At 40.0% G+C, this 18,124-nt stretch carries 17 protein-coding genes and 1 other RNA gene; 8 read left to right on the forward strand and 10 right to left on the reverse strand.

Annotated features, from left to right (window positions below; genetic code table 11):
- Positions 1–29: 29 nt before the first annotated feature.
- The 5 genes from rnpB to V4596_01700 all read left to right on the forward strand — a co-directional run bounded on the left by rnpB (position 30) and on the right by V4596_01700 (position 5,793).
- Positions 30–438, forward strand: an RNA gene (gene rnpB / locus V4596_01680) — RNase P RNA component class A.
- A 160-nt stretch (positions 439–598) separates the two neighbouring features.
- Entirely contained in the window at positions 599–1,699 is a 1,101-nt protein-coding gene (locus tag V4596_01685) for a GGDEF domain-containing protein (protein ID MES2767830.1), read from the forward strand.
- A 120-nt stretch (positions 1,700–1,819) separates the two neighbouring features.
- Entirely contained in the window at positions 1,820–3,442 is a 1,623-nt protein-coding gene (locus V4596_01690) for a S8 family serine peptidase (GenBank protein ID MES2767831.1), read from the forward strand.
- 179 nt (positions 3,443–3,621) lie between these two features.
- The gene (locus tag V4596_01695) at positions 3,622–4,650 is read left to right on the forward strand and encodes a DUF6531 domain-containing protein (protein MES2767832.1); all 1,029 of its coding nucleotides are present in this window, start codon (positions 3,622–3,624) and stop codon (positions 4,648–4,650) included.
- Positions 4,651–4,659: 9 nt separating this feature from the next.
- Entirely contained in the window at positions 4,660–5,793 is a 1,134-nt protein-coding gene (locus V4596_01700; protein ID MES2767833.1) for a S8 family peptidase, read from the forward strand.
- Between the two features lie 26 nt (positions 5,794–5,819).
- On the opposite strand, the gene V4596_01705 is transcribed toward V4596_01700, so the two are convergent.
- From V4596_01705 to V4596_01735, 7 genes are all read right to left on the reverse strand, one after another.
- Positions 5,820–6,275 (reverse strand): ribonuclease HI family protein, encoded by a 456-nt coding sequence (locus tag V4596_01705; GenBank protein ID MES2767834.1) that lies wholly within the window; start codon positions 6,273–6,275, stop codon positions 5,820–5,822.
- Positions 6,276–6,279: 4 nt separating this feature from the next.
- Entirely contained in the window at positions 6,280–6,735 is a 456-nt protein-coding gene (locus tag V4596_01710; protein MES2767835.1) for a hypothetical protein, read from the reverse strand.
- A 163-nt stretch (positions 6,736–6,898) separates the two neighbouring features.
- Positions 6,899–8,725 carry a hypothetical protein gene (locus tag V4596_01715; GenBank protein MES2767836.1) on the reverse strand — a complete coding sequence of 609 codons (1,827 nt, stop codon included), beginning with the start codon at positions 8,723–8,725 and terminating at the stop codon, positions 6,899–6,901.
- 285 nt (positions 8,726–9,010) lie between these two features.
- On the reverse strand, positions 9,011–10,294 hold the full coding sequence (locus tag V4596_01720) for an MFS transporter (GenBank protein MES2767837.1): 1,284 nt from the start codon (positions 10,292–10,294) through the stop codon (positions 9,011–9,013).
- A gap of 38 nt (positions 10,295–10,332) precedes the next feature.
- Positions 10,333–11,127: a glutamate racemase gene (murI, locus tag V4596_01725; protein ID MES2767838.1), complete on the reverse strand. Its 795-nt coding sequence runs from the start codon at positions 11,125–11,127 to the stop codon at positions 10,333–10,335.
- Entirely contained in the window at positions 11,124–12,449 is a 1,326-nt protein-coding gene (locus tag V4596_01730; GenBank protein MES2767839.1) for a class I SAM-dependent methyltransferase, read from the reverse strand. Before V4596_01730 ends, murI begins: the two co-directional genes overlap by 4 nt.
- On the reverse strand, positions 12,434–13,012 hold the full coding sequence (locus V4596_01735) for a cysteine dioxygenase family protein (protein ID MES2767840.1): 579 nt from the start codon (positions 13,010–13,012) through the stop codon (positions 12,434–12,436). The genes V4596_01730 and V4596_01735 overlap by 16 nt, the downstream gene beginning before the upstream one ends.
- A gap of 114 nt (positions 13,013–13,126) precedes the next feature.
- On the opposite strand from V4596_01735, the gene V4596_01740 reads away from it, so the two are divergent.
- From V4596_01740 to V4596_01750, 3 genes are all read left to right on the forward strand, one after another.
- Positions 13,127–13,633, forward strand: a complete 507-nt coding sequence (locus tag V4596_01740) for a hypothetical protein (protein ID MES2767841.1) — start codon at positions 13,127–13,129, stop codon at positions 13,631–13,633.
- A 69-nt stretch (positions 13,634–13,702) separates the two neighbouring features.
- Positions 13,703–15,094: a hypothetical protein gene (locus tag V4596_01745; protein ID MES2767842.1), complete on the forward strand. Its 1,392-nt coding sequence runs from the start codon at positions 13,703–13,705 to the stop codon at positions 15,092–15,094.
- Positions 15,087–15,794 (forward strand): type 1 glutamine amidotransferase, encoded by a 708-nt coding sequence (locus V4596_01750; protein MES2767843.1) that lies wholly within the window; start codon positions 15,087–15,089, stop codon positions 15,792–15,794. Before V4596_01745 ends, V4596_01750 begins: the two co-directional genes overlap by 8 nt.
- A 51-nt stretch (positions 15,795–15,845) precedes the next feature.
- Here V4596_01750 and V4596_01755 read toward each other — a convergent pair whose 3' ends face one another.
- From V4596_01755 to V4596_01765, 3 genes are all read right to left on the reverse strand, one after another.
- Positions 15,846–16,757 carry a hypothetical protein gene (locus V4596_01755; GenBank protein ID MES2767844.1) on the reverse strand — a complete coding sequence of 304 codons (912 nt, stop codon included), beginning with the start codon at positions 16,755–16,757 and terminating at the stop codon, positions 15,846–15,848.
- Positions 16,758–16,942: 185 nt separating this feature from the next.
- On the reverse strand, positions 16,943–17,425 hold the full coding sequence (locus V4596_01760; GenBank protein ID MES2767845.1) for a hypothetical protein: 483 nt from the start codon (positions 17,423–17,425) through the stop codon (positions 16,943–16,945).
- A 127-nt stretch (positions 17,426–17,552) separates the two neighbouring features.
- A partial coding sequence (locus V4596_01765; GenBank protein ID MES2767846.1) for a site-specific integrase occupies positions 17,553–18,124 on the reverse strand: 572 nt, incomplete at its 5' end.

Here is an 18,124-nt window from a genome sequence, read left to right on the forward strand (position 1 = left end):
TTTCGGCAGGTTTAAGCTATAACCTTAAATAGTTTTGATGGATTGCCGCTGGAATGAGCCCCAGAGGAAAGTCCGGACTCCGTATGGTAGCGCAAGGGCTAACGGCCCTCATGAAGACGAGTAGAAATATTCGGCTTTATAGGAACAGTGGAACAGAGAGAATGTCTCAAGTAGCTATGATCTTAGAACCGGGAACGGGAAGTTTTAAGGGAGCGAAGAGAGTGAAAACAGCCAAACTCTGCGTGGAGCAAGATCAAATAGGGAAACACGCCAACGCGAGATTATTTCAAACGTTAGGTAAAATGCGACCAGCATGGGTTTCCGGGTAAGATCGCTTGAGCTAAAAAGTAATTTTTAGCCTAGAGGAATGGTGATCACTCAAACTGAATTCAAGTATCAGTTTGAGAACAGAATCCGGCTTACAGTCAAAGCGTACTTGATTTTTGGGAGCTTAGGTTTAACGACTTAAGCTCCCTTTCTTTTTCATGACGCAAACCTTTGGAAAAGGTGCGGCTCACCTTTTGTCTCGTTCAAAATTGTCTTTGAAATTCCGATTTAATTTATATATTTCGCAGACATATTTTATTTGGAGGCATCTTTGAAGCAATGGGTGAAAAAACTCGTTAATCAATTTGAAATCGACTGGGGCAATGACGAGAAATCAAAAGACAATGTTTTGAATATGTCGGATGAGCGCGGAACGCTTTTATTTATCATTGATACCTATGCGAAGCACTTATTTGAAATTGATAAGCAGCCCATTAGAAAAGTTAGAGAGACTCTCGACGATTTTGCCAAGACTCTCGTTAAGCCAGACAAAGTGGATATGGAGAAATTCTTATTCAGATTCAGGCAATTCTTCACTGGTTATCGCATTGATGAGTACAGTTACATTCAAAAGACTTTCGAAGATTTTAAAAATATCATCTGGGACTTTGCAGATCAACTGAGTGAAGATGCAAAAAACGAACAGATGCAAGATGAAGAAGTAAAAAAGAATCTTTATCAATTAAGAGAAGCGGTCGAAGCCAACTCTATTGAAGATCTTAGAACCAAGGCACGTGAATTTATCGATAATTATATTTCTTATCAATTTAAGCGCGAAAAAGAAAGAGAGCAGACTCTACAAAAAGTCGAGAAAAGCTTAACAACCGTTCGCAAGAAATTGGTCGAAGTAAACCACAACATGAGAGTGGATCATCTTACACAAGCTTACAACCGTATGAGCTTTGATGAGCAGATCAAAAAGCATTTCCATTTATTTGAACTTTCAAAAACTCCTGTGTCACTTTTAAGTCTTGATATTGATTTCTTTAAAAAGATTAACGATTCCTATGGTCACGACATTGGTGATTACGTTCTCAAAGAATGCGTAAAGCTCTTAAAAGAAGTTTGCAACAAAGATGGTGAATTTGTAGCCCGAGTGGGTGGCGAAGAATTTACGATCATTTTACCCGATTGCAAATTAGATGCTGCGATCAAGCGAGCAGAAGAGATTCTTGCAAAAGTTAGAAAGGAAACTTTCATTCACGAAAAACTAGAAATCAAATTCACGGTCTCTATTGGTGTCGCGGAAGTGGCCCATGGTGAATCTTTATCGAAATGGGTAAAGAGAGCCGACGAAGCCCTCTACCATTCTAAGCAATATGGCAGAAACCGTTATAGCGTAATCCCTTACAAAGCCGTGAATGCGGCCTAACTGGACTCCGCATGCGGCCTTCTTCAATAAATTCAAATTTCTTATAGAGATTAATTCGCGAACTTTGCATTGGCCTTCAATTTGCTGATATAAAGCCTTTATCGTGAATAGAGGAAGCTTATGCCTATCTCTTTGAATACAATTCGCCTTTTTAGGTCCTTTCGTCTATTTCTTGGACGTCTTTTGCCGTTGGTTTTATTATATACAAATCTTCAGGCTAGCGATGTTTATGAGGATTACAAATGGATGCTGGGTCGGAAGCTCCCTCATTTTAATGCCGCAATAGAATTACTAACAGAATATAACGATAAAACAAACTTGGCCCTAGTTCATGCATCTGAACAAAAAATAAAGAATACTTTTCGAAAACACCTCAATGAAGATGTCGTAGCAACTAAAATGTCTCATCCTTGTGGGGAATTTGAATCTGTAGGTTGGGTTGTCACCGCTGGAGCAACAAAGATTGGACTCAGGCACTCTTCAGAGAATCTTGTTCATTCTTTAATTATCGGCTGGAGCCCTCAAGAAACCAACGATCGGAATTGGTTTTGTCGAGATTGGTATTCCGCTTCACTATTGAAGCCATTTAAAACATTTTTTTCTACCAGTTTCAGGTTGAATAAATCCAACACCCTTTCGGCTTTACGTCCCTGGGGAGTGCACTTCGGGAAAAATTGGCAAATCACTGAAGAGTTTAATTATAATTATTCAGGGTTACAAGTGGTCTCCAGAAATCCTCCTAGAAAAAGCCTGGAGCAAATTTATTCTTCACAAAGCTCATTGCCATTGGGCTTAAGTCTCGAGCAAATAAAAAATTTAGCACTGAAATCTTCGCGAGTTTCAGTTGCCGTCCTAGATTCGGGAGTAGATTACAATCACCCGGCTCTGGCCTATAAACTCGCACCGAACGCCGGTTGGGATTTTGTTGAGAACGACAATCTTCCTTTTGATTTTGGGCGCACATTTTTTTTCAATGAATCCACTACTCATGGTACAGCCGTAGCCTCAATTGCTGCTGGAGACGGAGTCTTAACATCTGTAGTACCCATTCGATTACTAGGAGAAACAGAAACACGTGAAGCAGCGAATTTCAAAAAAGCTATCTACTATGCGCGATCAGCAGGATCTCGAGTAATCAATATGAGCTTTGGCTACACTATCGCTAGAGACGATAAAGATGCTGGTGAAATGGCTTACGCTTTAAGTGGTAGCGATGCTTTCAAAAAGCAAGCGATAAAGATGAATAGAAAAGCAAAAAATGAACTAGCCTTGATGATCGAAGTGATTAGAAAAAATCCCGACATGTTATTTGTTATGGCCGCAGGAAATCTTCGAGAGAATTCCAATTCTGAAAGGTTCGACGCCGACGACACTTCAACTATAAATTTTCATTCTAATCCAACAATTAATCTTCCAAATGTGCTTGTGGTATCCTCTACAGATGACTCCAATAAGCTTTCTCAATTTTCAGTTTTTGGAAAAAAATCAGTACACCTCGCCGCTTTTGGAGACACAGCCCTTCTTCCTACTAAGGATGGAGAAAAAAATGAAATGGCGGGAACTTCTTTTGCCGCCCCATATGTAGCTCACGGAGCAGCTTATATCCTAGCAAAAAAACCTCACTATACGATTGCACAAGTGGTTGAAACGCTCAAAAAATCTATAGTACCAACTCGAGAATTAAGCCAAAAGGTCATCTGGGGTGGATATTATAAGTTCTCAAACCTAAAGAAAATTCTCTAAAAAAATATCCGTTCTCATAGACAGTCATCCCACGCCTTTTACACCCGTCGAACTTCTTCGCAAATTATCAGTAAATTCCTATGTAAAGAGATTGATATACGCCTGACAAGGTACTCACACCTTATAGCGAATGTATGCGTTTTAAGGTGGCCCTTTCGTTGCAAATTGAAAGGTGGACTATGAGAATTTATAAAAATAGTCCAAACAAAATAGTCCTCACCATAACCATTACCCTACTCTTGTCCTTTGCTCTCAAAGCAGAAATCAATATGAAGGACGCAAGCTACAGACAATCCTTCTTTGATATACAAGAAGTAAGAAGGACCTACAACAGTCGTTCTCTCTACACAGGATTCTTTGGATTCGGATGGTGTTCAAATCTAGAGAAATCCTTAGATATTAAATCTCCAAAAGAAATATCGTTTAAAGAATGTGATCAAGAATTTCCTTTTGTTCTCACGGATGAGAACAATCTACTTAAAACTAGAACTTACGAAAATACCATAACCAAAGAAAAGCTAATTTTTAAATCTGGCAGCTACACCCAATACTTAAATACCGGCGAAATTCGCGTCTTCAATCGCCTCGGCCAAATGATCAGCGCGATTCAGCCTCATGGACAAAGGATCGGATACCTTTATAACCATCAGAACTTAATCTCCCTTAAGACAAACTCCAACCTTCTCCTAACCTTCTCCTTTAATGACACTCGTCAGATCACAAGGATTCAGAGCAATTCTGGTTTAAGCTCACTGTACCTTTACGAAAAACAAAACTTGGTTCAGACCGTGAACTCCACCAAGCAGTCTCACCTGTATGACTACGACGATTTGAACAACATGGTGAGATTGACCTTCCCTGATAAAACCGAAGAAAATATCGTGTACAACAAGGATCATGATCGGGCAGTTAAAATTCAATTGAGAAATGAATGCATCGAATACTATGACTATTACCAAAAAAATAACGATCCACTTTACCAAATTTCCACACTCACCCGAAAATGTGACAACAAAACCATTCATACTTTTATATACGAATTCTGGTACAAAGTGAGACCCGATGGATTAAAATATCTTGAAAGATACAAAATCAATCAATCGATTCAAAGCAAGAAAAATCAAACAGTAGATATCACCTACAATCCTTATGACGGAAACCCAGTACGTATACTCAAAGACGGTAAAGATTTAATTATTAAAATCTAGGGGGAACAAATGAAAATGCTTCTTATCTTTTTCTTACTCTTGGCCTTCACCATCAATGCTTTCGGGATTGATACAAATACAGAAAAAACCATATTAGATCAAAACTGGGGTTTGAAAAAAATTGATGTCGAAAAAAGCTGGAGTATCTCTCAGGGAAATAAAAAAATCATCATCGCCATCATCGACACCGGAATGGATATGAATCATCCCGAACTCAAAAATAATCTCTGGGTAAATCCAAAAGAAATTTCCGACAATGGAATCGACGATGATGGAAACGGATTTATCGACGATATACATGGATGGAATTTCGTTACCGAAAATAATAAACCTTTAGACTCTCAAGGCCATGGAACACACATCGCCGGAATCATTCATGGTGTGGCTCCGAAAGCTAGCTTTATGGTTCTTAAATATTTTGATCCTAAATCTTTATCAGATAAAAATATAACCAACACCGTAAGAGCGATCGATTATGCGGTCAATAACGGCGCTCAGATTATCAACTATTCCGGCGGCGGCTTCGGGAAAAATCCTTTGGAGGAAATGGCTATTAAGAGGGCAAAGGATAAAAACATTCTCTTCGTCGCTGCCGCCGGAAATGAAGCTACAAACTCAGACAAAAACTCTTTCTATCCCGCCAGCTATGATCTTTCGAATATCATTTCCGTGGCCTCACTTACGCAAGAGTCTGATCTCGTAGAATCCAGTAATTTCGGAATTGAAACCGTAGATATCGCAGCTCCTGGTAAAAATATTTTCTCAACTCTTCCTGGCGGACGGTACGGATTTATGACTGGAACTTCTCAAGCCACGGCTTTTGCCACCGGCGTCCTAGCCATAATGATGACTGTTTATCCGGATATCCATAATACCGAAAAACTTATCCAATATTTAGTGAGCGCAGGAAGTATAGAGGAAAACCTCAACGGAAAGACAAAGTACAAAACGAAATTAAATTCTTATCGAGCCCTGGCTATGAAGGGAAAAGAAGTGGATGCGAACGGATTGAGCGCCGAGAATACCAAACAAATCAATGCGGATATATTTTCTTCGGAAAGTTCAATTTTAGATGCTAATTTAGATTCTTTGATTAAAAATACGAATACAAAAAATAGAATGAGAATTCCCGCTCAACAGTAACCTAGCAATGTGAGCAAGGCTCATCGTTAGCTATCAAAATCATCGTCATAAGCAAAAAGCTTTGCACCTTTGAATTGCTTATCTAAAGCTTGGTTTGCCAATTCATCGGCTCTTTTATTTTGCTCTCTGGGAATATGCTCAACTCGAACTTTCTCAAAAAATTTCAAAAGCTCTATCACTTGAGCATGCAGGTCTTTAATGCTTTCAGATTTAACTTTATATTCACCGAGAATTTGTCTCACCATCAGCTGACTATCGGTTCTAATCCAAATCTTTTCCGCTTTGTTAACTTTGGCTTCTTCTAGGCCTCTGATCAGCGCTGTGTACTCTGCAAAATTATTGGTTTGATCGCCGATAGCTTCAGAAAGAGTAGAAACTTCTTCGTCTTTCACCGTTGTAAATGAAACTCCAATGGAAGCAGGCCCAGGATTACCTCTGCTTGCTCCATCCGTGTAAATCTTGATAGCTGCCGGCCACTTCATGAAATTACTTTTTCTTGATTCTATCTAAAATTTTATTGGCTTTATCTAGAGCTTGGCCTTTAACGGCGTTGAGTTTTTCTTCGGCTTTGCCTTTAACTTCATTGAATTTCGGAGTGTATTGCTCTTTTACTTCTTTGAATTTTTGTTCAGCTTCACCTTTTACTTTTTCAAAATTCGACTCTAATTCGCCAAAAATTTGCTGTGCTTTTCCCATCACTTCTTGTTTTTTTCCAGAGATTTGAATTTTTTTGCTATCTGCAACTTTCCCAATCTTTTGTTCTAATTTTCCAATTTTTTCTTTCACCAATCCAGAAACTTGTCTTACAGTTCCTTTATCGATCGAAACTTTTTCTGTTTTTTTAGAAGAATTCTTAGAGTCTGCCATTTTAACTCCTGATTTTTTTGTTTTTAATTTTTTTCCATTAGCTTTTTTAGATGGTGCTGCTTTTTTCTTAGCCATTTTTATTTACCTCTTTAGAATGAATGATACTATACAAGCATACCACAAAAAGCAAAAACGAATCTGTGAAGATTCGTCCTTTTTATGCCTAAAATAAAAAAACGCCGACTTATTAAGGTCGGCGCCTTCGAAGTTTGAATTTTTCAGTCTAAAATCAAGAGCTTTACTCAGCTCTGATTTTCAATTCTGGCTTCAGTACGGCTTTTGGAGCAAGTTGACCATTGAGTACTGTAGCTTCTTGCGGAAGAACCGTGCTCAGCTGGAGGTTTACTCGATACTTCTTGCCTCTGACTGCTGCTTCTTTAGCACCAATCATAGACAAGTTGATGGAGATTCTTGCTGCTTGACCATTCTGTTCAACTCGAATTGCTTGAGCAGGAACTTGGCCTTCGAAAATCGTTTTATCAACGATTTTGTCCAATATAAGCTTCATCTTAACACCCATCAGATCAGCGTAGAGTGATCTTGGTAGCACAAAACTCAGCACGTTGGCTTGGATCTTTGCTTGCACCAATGGCTGATTGAGTTCTGCCGTTAAGCTTCTCACTGGTATCAGACCAACTTCGATTTCCTCAGCCACTTGTTTTAATCCAGGATTTTTTGGTCCTTGATCGGGCTTCAGAACTTGAGTTTGACTGCTTAACTTCGTTAACAACACCAAGTTTGTTCTAGAAACTTGCGGTTGAGTTAAGCTGACATTGGTACCATCAAGAGCAACTTGGAATGTTTCTTCATTGCCCAGTCTTTCAACTGCTGCAAGTGTTACCTTCACGAGACCTTGAATATTGAAATCAACTTCGTGGCCTTTCAATACTTCTTTGTACTTCGTGCAAGAGTACGAAACTTCATATGGTACTTGTTCATAACCACATTTATTTTTCGGCACTTGGTAACATTGATTAACATTCTCACAATGTTTCACGTACTTCGTGTAACAAACAGGCGGTCTCGGAGGACGCGGCGGTTTGTTCGGTCCACCTGGTTCACCTGGGCGTGGATTCGTCGGTGGTGCCGGAGGACGTGGAAGATCTGGTCCACCTGGCTCGCCCGGACGTGGATTCGTCGGTGGCGCTGGAGGACGTGGAAGATCTGGTCCGCCTGGTTCACCCGGACGTGGATTTGTTGGCGGTGGTGGCGGACGCGGACTTGTCTGCGGTGGCGTTGGTGGAGGGCGCGGACTCGTTGGCGGTCTTTCCTCAGGACGCGGCGGAATCAAAGGCTGACTTGGATTCTGTGGAATTGGTTGCGGCTGTGGTTCCGGTGGACGCGGTCTTTGCGGTTCCGGTTGTGGCCACGGTGCTGGTTCTGGCTGCGGTTGAGGACGCGGCATCGGCTCTGGTTCTGGCTGACTTGGTCTTTGTGGTTCTGGTTGCCATGGTGCTGGCTGCGGTTGAGGGCGCGGCATCGGTTCTGGTTCCGGCTGACTCGGTCTTTGTGGTTCTGGTTGCCATGGTGCTGGCTGCGGTTGAGGGCGCGGCATCGGTTCTGGTTCTGGCTGACTCGGTCTTTGTGGCTCCGGTTGAGGATCAGGACGCGATGGTTCCGGCTGACTTGGTCTTTGTGGTGCTGGTTGCGGCGTTGGCTCCGGTTGAGGAACAGGTCTTCCGCCTTCATCACCACCTGGAGGAGGATCATCAGATGATGTCGCTGCATATGCTACATTAAAGAAAGACAAATCAAAAAGACTTGCTCCGGGTTCGCAAACTTGCACTGGACGATCTGTACAAACTCTTTTGTAGCCACACTGTGTTTCATAAGTAGTATGGCATTTCCATTCTTTGCGATATTCTGTTTTAGTACATGTTCCTTTATATGGAACTGTTTCATATATTGCGTGTGATTCTTGTTCTGCCATGTTCACTCGAACTTCTCGCGCAGAATCAGAAAGTTTTATTAATTCTACATCTTTAGCATACCCATTGGGTGAAATAAGGAGCAATACTCCTAAAACTCTACCGAAAAATCTTCGGTCAAATTGATACCTTTTCATCGAAACCTCCATTTCGGTAGTTCATTAGAGCAAGCTTGGTGCCACATTTTCAGTGCTACTTTGACCACAATAAATCCCCACATCTTCTCGCCGAGGAATACTCTTCAATCCATTTTATAGATCTATAAAAAATTATGAATGGAGTTTTTTTCAAGGTGCAACGGGAAGCTCACCATGTATTTTAAAATAAGCCACCAATTTCAGGGTCACTTTGCCCAGTGAATAAGCTTTCTATTTATTTTTATAGATCTCGAAAAAAATTCTAATGGAGAAAGGCATTGGTAATTAATTATTCAAATAGTCTTTTTTATTTTTGATTAAATAGAAAGAAGTAAACACCGTGATTATAGCTGTGAAGGCTACATAGTGAGCAGGGGCAGTTATTCCCAGTCTATCCGTCAAGTAAGATATTAATGGAGGAGTCATCGCTCCAAAAATTGCATATGCCATATTGTAAGAAAAAGATAATCCTGAAAAACGAATCTGAGCAGGAAATGCCGCAACCATAACAGATGGAATAATCCCAACTACGCCTACGCAAAATCCAGCCAGACTATATAGAGTAATGAAATTCTTTGCTCCGTTAACAAGGTCAAAATAAAAAACATAAACTGCTATAAGTAAACACAGAGATCCTATAAGAAGCGCCAACAATCTTCCTATTTTATCAGCAAAATACCCACCTACAACACAGCCAATGATTAGAAAAAAAGACGCTAGATTATTTCCAAAAAAAGCTTCCTGGGCACTGATACCAAGCTGAGTTTGCATAAGAGTTGGAGTCATAAGAATGATCACAACAATTCCAGCCGTTAACATCCAAGTTATTAACATGGACACAAAAATACTTGTTTTATGATTTTTCATCACTGTTTTTAGAGGAATCTCACTGCTGATCTCTTTTTTTTCTTTCAGTGCTAAAAAGACAGGAGTCTCACTCAACCATTTTCTGAGCCAAACAGCCATCAAGCCAAAAATTCCACCCACGATAAATGGGATCCTCCATCCATAATCCAAAACAGCTTCCGGCGTGAGCTGAGTATAAAGACCCGAGGCCATCAATGAGCCCAATAGAATTCCCGCCGTCAATCCGGAGGTTAAACTTGCACAGGCAAAGCCAACACGATTTCTCGGAACATGTTCCGCCACAAAGACCCATGCTGCTGGGACTTCACCACCGATAGCGATACCTTGCATGATTCTTAAAAATAAAAGAAGAAGAGGGGCAAAAATTCCTATCTGCAAATATGTTGGCAAAAGCCCAATACCCAAAGTTGGAAGTGCCATTAAGAATACACTCAGAGTAAACATTTTTTTTCGACCCGTCCTATCACCAAAGTGAGCCATTATAACGCCACCAATGGGTCTCGCCAAATAACCTGCCGCAAAAATTCCATATACCTGAAACTGAGACAACCAATCTGGCATATCAGCAGGGAAAAAAAGTTGTCCTAATGTTTTCGTGAAAAATACAAATATAATAAAATCATAAAACTCTAAGGCTCCGCCTAGAGCCGCTAAACCCAAAGTTCTGATATCTGAAGAGGTTAATTTTTCATTTTGTTGCATAATCTGAATTATGATCAAGTTTTCTATAGCAAGTAAATTTATTTCTTTGTTTTTATTAAACTAACTTTGAGTGCCCGATATATCTGTATACCAAAAGCAGCTTTGGCGGCGTTCTTCATTTGTTCGGTATCTCCAGAAGTTAAAAATAAGGTTGAAGATTTTTTCTTTGCAGAAGAACTCTCTAATTTCCAATTTTTTTTGATATAAGTCGCCACCGTTGCCGCTGGATCTAAAAGTTTACAGTGCGGTAAAATATTTTGAATTTGTGAGGACACCGCTGGATAATGGGTACACGCCAAAAGAATTGCGTCGCAATTTCTCAATGGTTTTAAAATTTGATTTAAAGTTTTTGTCATCCTAGAAGATACCAATTCTCCGCTTTCAATGAGAGCAGAGAGAGGTTGTGCAATACGCCCTATAACTTTTCTGTTTTTAGAAGTTAATCTTTTAGAATAACAATGAGATAAAATCGTTCTCCGCCCTCCTAAAATTCCCACTTTTCTATGGGGGGTACTTTTCACTAATGCTACTCCACAATCAATCACTCCGATGACGTGAAGATTTTTTTTTGAAAATTCTTTTTCTAATGATGGCAAAGCTGTGCTGGCCGCATTGCAGGCAATGACAAAATGTTTAACACCTTGATCCGAAAAATTCGATATCAATTGAAGCAATCTCTGTTTTAATTTTTCAGGATCCATCTTTCCGTATGGCATGGAGCCTGAATCGGAGAAATAGAGAATGGATAATCCGGACATTTTTTTTAGAATTTCATTATAAACGCTCAACCCACCAATGCCCCAATCCATGACAACAAGATCGACGGGTTTCATGGATAAACCTGTTTCTCAACTTCTTTAAAATGAATAGGGCCAGATTTAAAAGCCAAAATACGAGAATTCCAACCAATATTAATAAGCTGAGTTTTTTGACCAGGAAAACGACTTTCCAAAAACCACTTCATTTCGTGCTCGGAGCGCATGGGATTGTACTTCAACATATTTTGCCAACGTTGATCTCGCACCATCTTGCTGAGGGCTTGCCAGTATTTTTTTTGAAAAAATCTCTGAAAGAAAACTTGGATTTTGGCTTTAATGAAAGATGGTACTTCCTTCAACTTCACGGGCGCCGCAACCATATCCATAACTACAAATTGTCCACCCGGCTTAAGCACGCGAAGAATTTCATGAAGAATAGGATCCCAATCTAAGTAGCGGAAAGAAAGTACGGATATTACGGAATCAAAACTATTGTCCGCAAAAGGGAGCATTGGTCCATCAATTTTTTCAAAGCTCAGTTGTGGTTGAAGCTTACATCTCTTGCGAGCTTGCTCAAGCATTCCTGCAGAGATGTCTACTCCTGTTCCCTGACCAATGCGACTTGAAAGTTTTTGCAAAAAAGCACCATTGCCGCAACCGATGTCGAGAATTTTCTTATCACTGCTTTCACCCAAAGCACGCGTGAGCCAATCCCACTCATCCTTACGAACGGTGATGTCATCAAATGTATCATCATAAAGAGTTGCCACCGAATCATAAGAGGCATCGACTTTTTCATCTGTCGGCGCAAACTCAAGCATCGGAATGGCCTTGGACATACCCAAATACTTCCGTACCGAACTAAAAACACCATGAGATTTTTTTCCCGGGCAACTGATAACGTAAAGTGGACTATCTTTTTTTCCATACCCTTCCCACTTAAAAGATTTCAACGAAAGCGAAAATGTAGTGTACCAATAATTTCCCGAAGCTTTTACACCGAGGGTACGCGAAATGAATGGCGCAAACCAACGGCCACTTCGGCAAGCATGAAAATAAAAATGTCCGTCCTTAGTGAATGGGATTTCGAGATTACGCCACTCAAAAGGGCTAAACTGTTCTGGCCACTTATCTGTCCCAAACATAATTCCATAAACACCGCTATGGCCGATGAAGTGAAACTCCGTAATTTGAGATCCTGATTTCTTAACATTTTCTATTTCTTGTAAAAATTCGTCCTTTGATTCTACAGCACGGTTAATAATAGTATGATTAGGAAATTGTTTCGCTTTTTCCAATTCCATTGTACGAGCCGCTCTTTTAAACTTAGGCCCACCAGTGCGATAAATCGTCGTATATAGAATAAGAATTGTAAGGGGCTTTAAAGATTCTGCCATAATTCGCGATTTAGAATTTTATTTTCTGCCGGCACCCACGCACCGCAATCATCTGTTACGATGAGTGTGGATTTCGTATTTTCATCAAAAACTTTCATGTTGTGAATCGGCGGCGAATAAAGATGCAAAGAAACTCCACCAAAGACTGATTGCATAGAATGGATATCCCCATTGTCTACATTTAGGAGAGTGTCTTGGCTTTTTACCTTAGGTTGACCTACAAGAGCTAAACCTTGATCAAAATTGAAATGACTTTCGATGAAAGTTCCTTCGATTAACCAAACTGCACCATTAGAGAATCCGTGATTATGTGGAGCACAGATCGCTCCCGGGGCCCACGTAGCTAACATGATTTCAAAGTCTGGAGCCGCGAATAGTATAGAGCGGCCATAAGGCTCATTACCCGTTGGCGCAATACAGAAATTTGAAAGAATTTGAGCGTTCACTCCTGCGTTGAGGAGTACTTCACGGGTCTTAGAAAAGTCCTTACTGATCTCTGACATGAGACCTTTCCAGTCAATATTTATAGAGGTGGGCTTTATTGCTGCGTGAACTTGATACATGGCGGGGACAATACTGACGCGTATATTCATTCGCAAGAGTTTTTTGTAGATAAGGACATAATTTCAGCAATTAATCTATTTACAAAATACAATCTGCCCGGTAAGCCATATCTTATGAAAACAAATACAAAAATAAATTTAGTGGTTCTGTTAGCAATCTCAACTTCCTTTGCAATCACGGCGGTTGGATCAGTAATGTCTAAAGACGTTTTAACAGTAAAGAAGATTCTCTCTATGCGCTATTGCGAATTGTATGATGGTACAGACGGATATATTGGAACTGTTACATTCCACCATAATAAGAAATTCGACATTAGTTATGCCGCTGATTCAACTGGCGCCTACGGCGAAGAAAGTGCATATGGCGAAGAAAGCGCTTACGGTGAAGGCGTAGATGCAGAAGACAGCGCCTATGGTGAAGATGAAAGTGCTTATAATGGCGACGCTTACGCAAGCGAAAATTCATATGGCGATGCCTACGGTTCTATAAAGGCAAAAGCGTTAGGAACTTGGAAAATCCGAAAAAATAACGTAGTTATTAATCCTGATGATGCAGAGCCTATGACTATCATGCTTAATGATTACGATATTTCTCAGCACAAATGCTACCAAGGTTCGTAATATAAAATGCAATTCAGTCTAAAGAATTGTTCTAAAGAGCCAGGCTTGTCCTGGCTTTCTTTTTTTCTGATGCTCAGTTTATCTCTTGGGTCGTGCTTTTGGGTATGGGATTTCGTCAATCACTTCGATGATCCCTCTGGTTCCAATGGTTACTTTTATTTGAAGCAGACTGAAGCTTTGGCCGGTGGCTTAGGTTTTTACTTTAAAGACTACTCCTTGGCTTTTCTGCTGCCGGTAACTCTCATGAAAATTTTGGGAGATTCTTTGACTGCCTATCGTGTATCGACGATTGGAGTTTGGTTCGCTCTGACTGTAGGAGTGGGCTTACTCACGAGAAATCTTTTATCCGATCAGTCTCCCCGTATTAAAAATATTTTACCCGTAGCTGCTGTGTTGGCTCTTGTGAGCACCACTCAACTCTATGATTTGTCCTTAACATTTTTTAAAAATACTTTTGCGCTTAATTTAATAATCTGGGCGCTTTTCTTTGCGACCTCTTCTCGCCCTAGAGATTGGAAATGGGCTTGGGTTGGAGTTTTAACTTTAGCGGCACTTCTTTCGCATAAGAGCGTGCTACTTATGATTGCTTGCTTTGGAATTCCTTTTTTATTTCAACAGGTTTCAAAAAAGAAATTGGCCATTGCTACAGGCTGCATGTCTCTAACTGTAGGGCTATTTCTCTGGCACTTTGACAAAGCCTATGCGCATTTCTTAGCTATGCTGAATTATTTTTCTCCACCTACGCGCTGGTGGTTTTGGATGCTGAGGCTTCGCTGGATTAATCTTGAGCTATTGATGACGTTCTTTTGTTTATTGATTATATTATTATTAGGAATTTGGACTTACAGAAAAGTTTCATCAGAAAAGAAGTTCTATGTGGCAGGTGCAGTTGTATTTTTGTGTTTTGCCCTTCATCCATTTCAAATTCCCGGACCCAATGGACCTTCCTATCGTTTGCTTTTAATTGCTCCGGTCTTTGGAATTCCCCTGCTGATGTTGGCCTTATCCCACATTCCTCGTGGATTATTTGCGTTGCCCATTTTTCTTGTCGCGTTTGTTTCTCAAATTTTTATTCATGTTCACCCCATAGATGACGTATTCACTCCATTTGCTGTAATCAAAGAGGAGGTCTTACGAATAAAAGAGTTCGTAGAACCTCAAGATCACCTCACCTCTCATCATGGATTAGAGTTTTTTATTGATTACACGACAGGAATTCGAAGTAGATCTTTTTTATCAGATTATCCAGAGCAAAAAGCATTCCGTGTGGCCTACCTTGCGAGATCTTGGATTAGAAAGAATGAAGTGCAGGTAGCTGCTCGCCAACAAGCGCTCCTCGAAATTGGCTCAGAATATTTGCTTTTTAAAGAAATAGACTGGCAAGAATTTAAAGCTCGTTTTAAAATTCCTAGGCACTGGAAAAATCCAGAGGTCCATAGACCAAACTTTATAAGTGAGTAGTTTTTTGAGAATTCATGTGATTCAACATATCGACTGTGAGGGCCCGGGGGAAATTGCTACCTGGGCAAATGAAAATCAACATGACATCTATGTTGTGCGCGCAGATCAAGGCGATCTGCTTCCGGAACCAAACCAAACAGATTTTCTCATTCTTTTGGGCGGGACTTTCGATATCAACGACGATTCCCTTGAGTGGTTAAAAAATGAAAAAGCCCAAATCAAAAAATTTATAGCTGCAAAATCACCGATTCTAGCAATTTGCGGTGGCGCTCAATTGCTGACAGTTTTACTTGGCGGCAGCATAAAACAAAATCCCGAAGCCGAAATCGGTTGGTTCAAAATCCATTTAGCTAAAAATGAAATTACAAAAGATTTAGAAATACAGGATCCTTTTGCTTTCCACTGGCACCGAGAAGCATTCACTCTGCCACCGAGAGCGATACAAATTGCGTCTTCAGAGGCAACGACCGTTCAAGCTTATCGATTGGACAGGCATATCGTAGCCATGCAATTCCATCCAGAAATCAATGAAGAAATCTTTAGAAGTCTCATCTCCACATTTGGCTATACGATCGAAAAAAATAAACCTTACCAACAAAGCCCACAGAAAATGAGAAGTCTTATGGAAAATGGAAATGCTCAATCAAAAGCACTGCTCAATTTGGTTTTAGATTATTTTTCTCAGACCAAGGAACATTGAACTCGCTTCTCATTGTTGGTAGAAATGATTTTGGTGTTTATGAGACCAGCTCTAGTTATTTTTTTCAAATTCTTCTATGGAGTTATGTCTGAAAAATAATTTTCTATCGCAGTAGGCAGAGTTTACAAATCTGGTTTTCATTTCGAGAGTTGCAATTAAAGCAGATTTGTCATCGTAAATATCGTATAGAACTTCTGATGGCTCAATATATAATAATGTATCTCTTAGATCTGTTTTTGAGTTAGATGGAATCCAATTGGAGTGGCGTGGTTTAAAAGACAAAACCTCTGGAAAGTTGGTTTCTTTTGTTAGCAAACCTTGTGAATTTATTCTTGCAAGATGGTCTACCGGTAAATAGAAAGGGTTTTTCGTAGCCAGTTTAAATATATTCCCTAATACACGAATAATAAACTTTTTAGGCTCAGCAATCTTATTAGAAAAGATTTCAGAGAAATAATTTGCATTTTCACCCTGCCCATCAAGAGAGTTCATAAGTTGTAAGTTTACCGATGAAGATTTATCAATAAAAAGCTTAACTGCCATACCCGGTATGTAACCCACTAATTGTGGTGGCGCTGCCCAACCCATTCGAACTATACCCAAGCCTCCCGATTGAAACATCCCCGTATAAGTATTTTCTACTGGCTTCCACTCCACCAAAGCACAGCTACCGTAAGTATGAATAAATTTAATCCTTCCAAAAGGAATTTCATCACTATTGTGATCTAAGGTTGGTTTCAGATTTAATAAGTTGGGAGATCCTAATGCCTGTAAAAAAAGTTGAGCTGTTAATTTTGGGAGAGTTTCGTATGGTTTCTGTGAGACTTTTTCCCAAATTAAAGATTGCTTATCTTTTGCAGATAAGTTTTTGTAGTTTTTAGGTAAATCGGCTCTCGCATTATATGAGTGACCAATAAATAAGAAAAAAAGTGTCATTCCAAATAGGTTTTTAATTTGTTTCATTATAGTAACGATCCCCTCATCTATACTGTTTTGCCATTCTAAATAGTCACATCAAAAATACTAAGCAAACACAATTATTTTCATGACGCTGGTTCGAACAGCTTGAAATTTGGTAGGGAGTCTGGGGCCTGATATTCCTAAGTGATTTCAGGCCTCGTTTTGCCTACCAACTACAATATACTACCCTAGTGCAATTTAGCGTGTAGCAACCAAACATCAACCATCATATGAATTTCATAATCATCTAACGGCTGACCTGCTTTTAGTTTCTTTGCAATACCTTGGGCAAACGGATCTTTGTTTACACCTGCATTAGGGTCATCGCAAGTCACTAGTGAAAGAGCAAGATCCAAGGTCTTTCCCTTTAGCGGTTCATTTTTCAATAACCGTCTCTGTACATGGCCATAACTCGCATTTCTAGCCTTACGTTCTTTTCGAACTTCCTCATACGTCTTATAGCTTGCATCCATGGCATCTAAGTTCTTAGGGAAAAAGTAGCCTTTATCGTTGTAACTTCTGCCATCGTGAACCACTTGAACAGGCTCAGGGATGAAAAGACTTAAAGGAATGTTGTCAGGATTCTCCAAAGGCTGAACAAATACCTTGTTAAGAGAATTATCGACATCCGTAATTTGATAAAGCCCTTCTGGTAATTCCTTAAATTTCATAATCAAACCTCCTGACTTAACCAATTCCTATCTCTGATGGGCCAATATTTTCAAGAATTTTACATTTTAAAATGCATTTTCCGATCTTGATTATATATAGCCCCACTGACACCTTTTAGTCGGGGTGTCACGGAAATGGCAAAATCTTGGCGGGTTTAACTCCGTGAATTTGCATATCATCAAGACAACTAGTTGCTCCTCTAATATCTATCCCGGCTTTGCGCATGTAGATCATCATGGTCTTCATATCTTTCCAACCACCCATGGACATCACCTTGCTTGGCGCAACTCCCTTACTCAGCAACAAAGTTGCCCAGCTTGCCCTCAAATCGTGAAATCTAATCTCAGGTAATCCTATCGACTTAAGAAAAAGTCTTAGCTGTCGTGCCTGCTCTCCTTGATCCCATTTATCCAAACGAGGGAGTACAAAATCACCATCAGCTGCTTTTAGTTTAAGCTCCATTAAAAGAGGCAAAAGTGGTTTCGCAATTTCAATAACTCGATCATCACCAGATTTTGTAGACTTAAAGCCATTGCGACTATTCCACGAACTATCTACAAGGATTTGGCGTTGTTCTAAATTCACCTTATCCCAAGTAAGGGCGTATGCTTCGCCACTTCTAAGACCTGCGTAAAGGGCAATTGCATAATGAGGATACCAGTCCCATTCCAACTCTTGAGCCTTCCGAAGTAAAATCA

This window comes from Bdellovibrionota bacterium (genome assembly GCA_040386775.1).
GTDB lineage: Bacteria > Bdellovibrionota > Bdellovibrionia > Bdellovibrionales > JAEYZS01 > JAEYZS01.

Excerpts from the sequence above, each read along its gene's own strand:
- V4596_01760 (MES2767845.1), bottom strand. The coding sequence starts at position 17,425 with ATGAAATTTAAGGAATTACCAGAAGGGCTTTATCAAATTACGGATGTC.
- murI (MES2767838.1), bottom strand. The coding sequence starts at position 11,127 with ATGAAACCCGTCGATCTTGTTGTCATGGATTGGGGCATTGGTGGGTTG.
- V4596_01695 (MES2767832.1), top strand. The coding sequence starts at position 3,622 with ATGAGAATTTATAAAAATAGTCCAAACAAAATAGTCCTCACCATAACC.
- V4596_01720 (MES2767837.1), bottom strand. The coding sequence starts at position 10,294 with ATGCAACAAAATGAAAAATTAACCTCTTCAGATATCAGAACTTTGGGT.
- V4596_01745 (MES2767842.1), top strand. The coding sequence starts at position 13,703 with ATGCTCAGTTTATCTCTTGGGTCGTGCTTTTGGGTATGGGATTTCGTC.
- V4596_01705 (MES2767834.1), bottom strand. The coding sequence starts at position 6,275 with ATGAAGTGGCCGGCAGCTATCAAGATTTACACGGATGGAGCAAGCAGA.
- V4596_01755 (MES2767844.1), bottom strand. The coding sequence starts at position 16,757 with ATGAAACAAATTAAAAACCTATTTGGAATGACACTTTTTTTCTTATTT.
- V4596_01730 (MES2767839.1), bottom strand. The coding sequence starts at position 12,449 with ATGGCAGAATCTTTAAAGCCCCTTACAATTCTTATTCTATATACGACG.
- V4596_01740 (MES2767841.1), top strand. The coding sequence starts at position 13,127 with ATGAAAACAAATACAAAAATAAATTTAGTGGTTCTGTTAGCAATCTCA.
- V4596_01700 (MES2767833.1), top strand. The coding sequence starts at position 4,660 with ATGAAAATGCTTCTTATCTTTTTCTTACTCTTGGCCTTCACCATCAAT.
- V4596_01735 (MES2767840.1), bottom strand. The coding sequence starts at position 13,012 with ATGTATCAAGTTCACGCAGCAATAAAGCCCACCTCTATAAATATTGAC.
- V4596_01710 (MES2767835.1), bottom strand. The coding sequence starts at position 6,735 with ATGGCTAAGAAAAAAGCAGCACCATCTAAAAAAGCTAATGGAAAAAAA.
- V4596_01690 (MES2767831.1), top strand. The coding sequence starts at position 1,820 with ATGCCTATCTCTTTGAATACAATTCGCCTTTTTAGGTCCTTTCGTCTA.
- V4596_01715 (MES2767836.1), bottom strand. The coding sequence starts at position 8,725 with ATGAAAAGGTATCAATTTGACCGAAGATTTTTCGGTAGAGTTTTAGGA.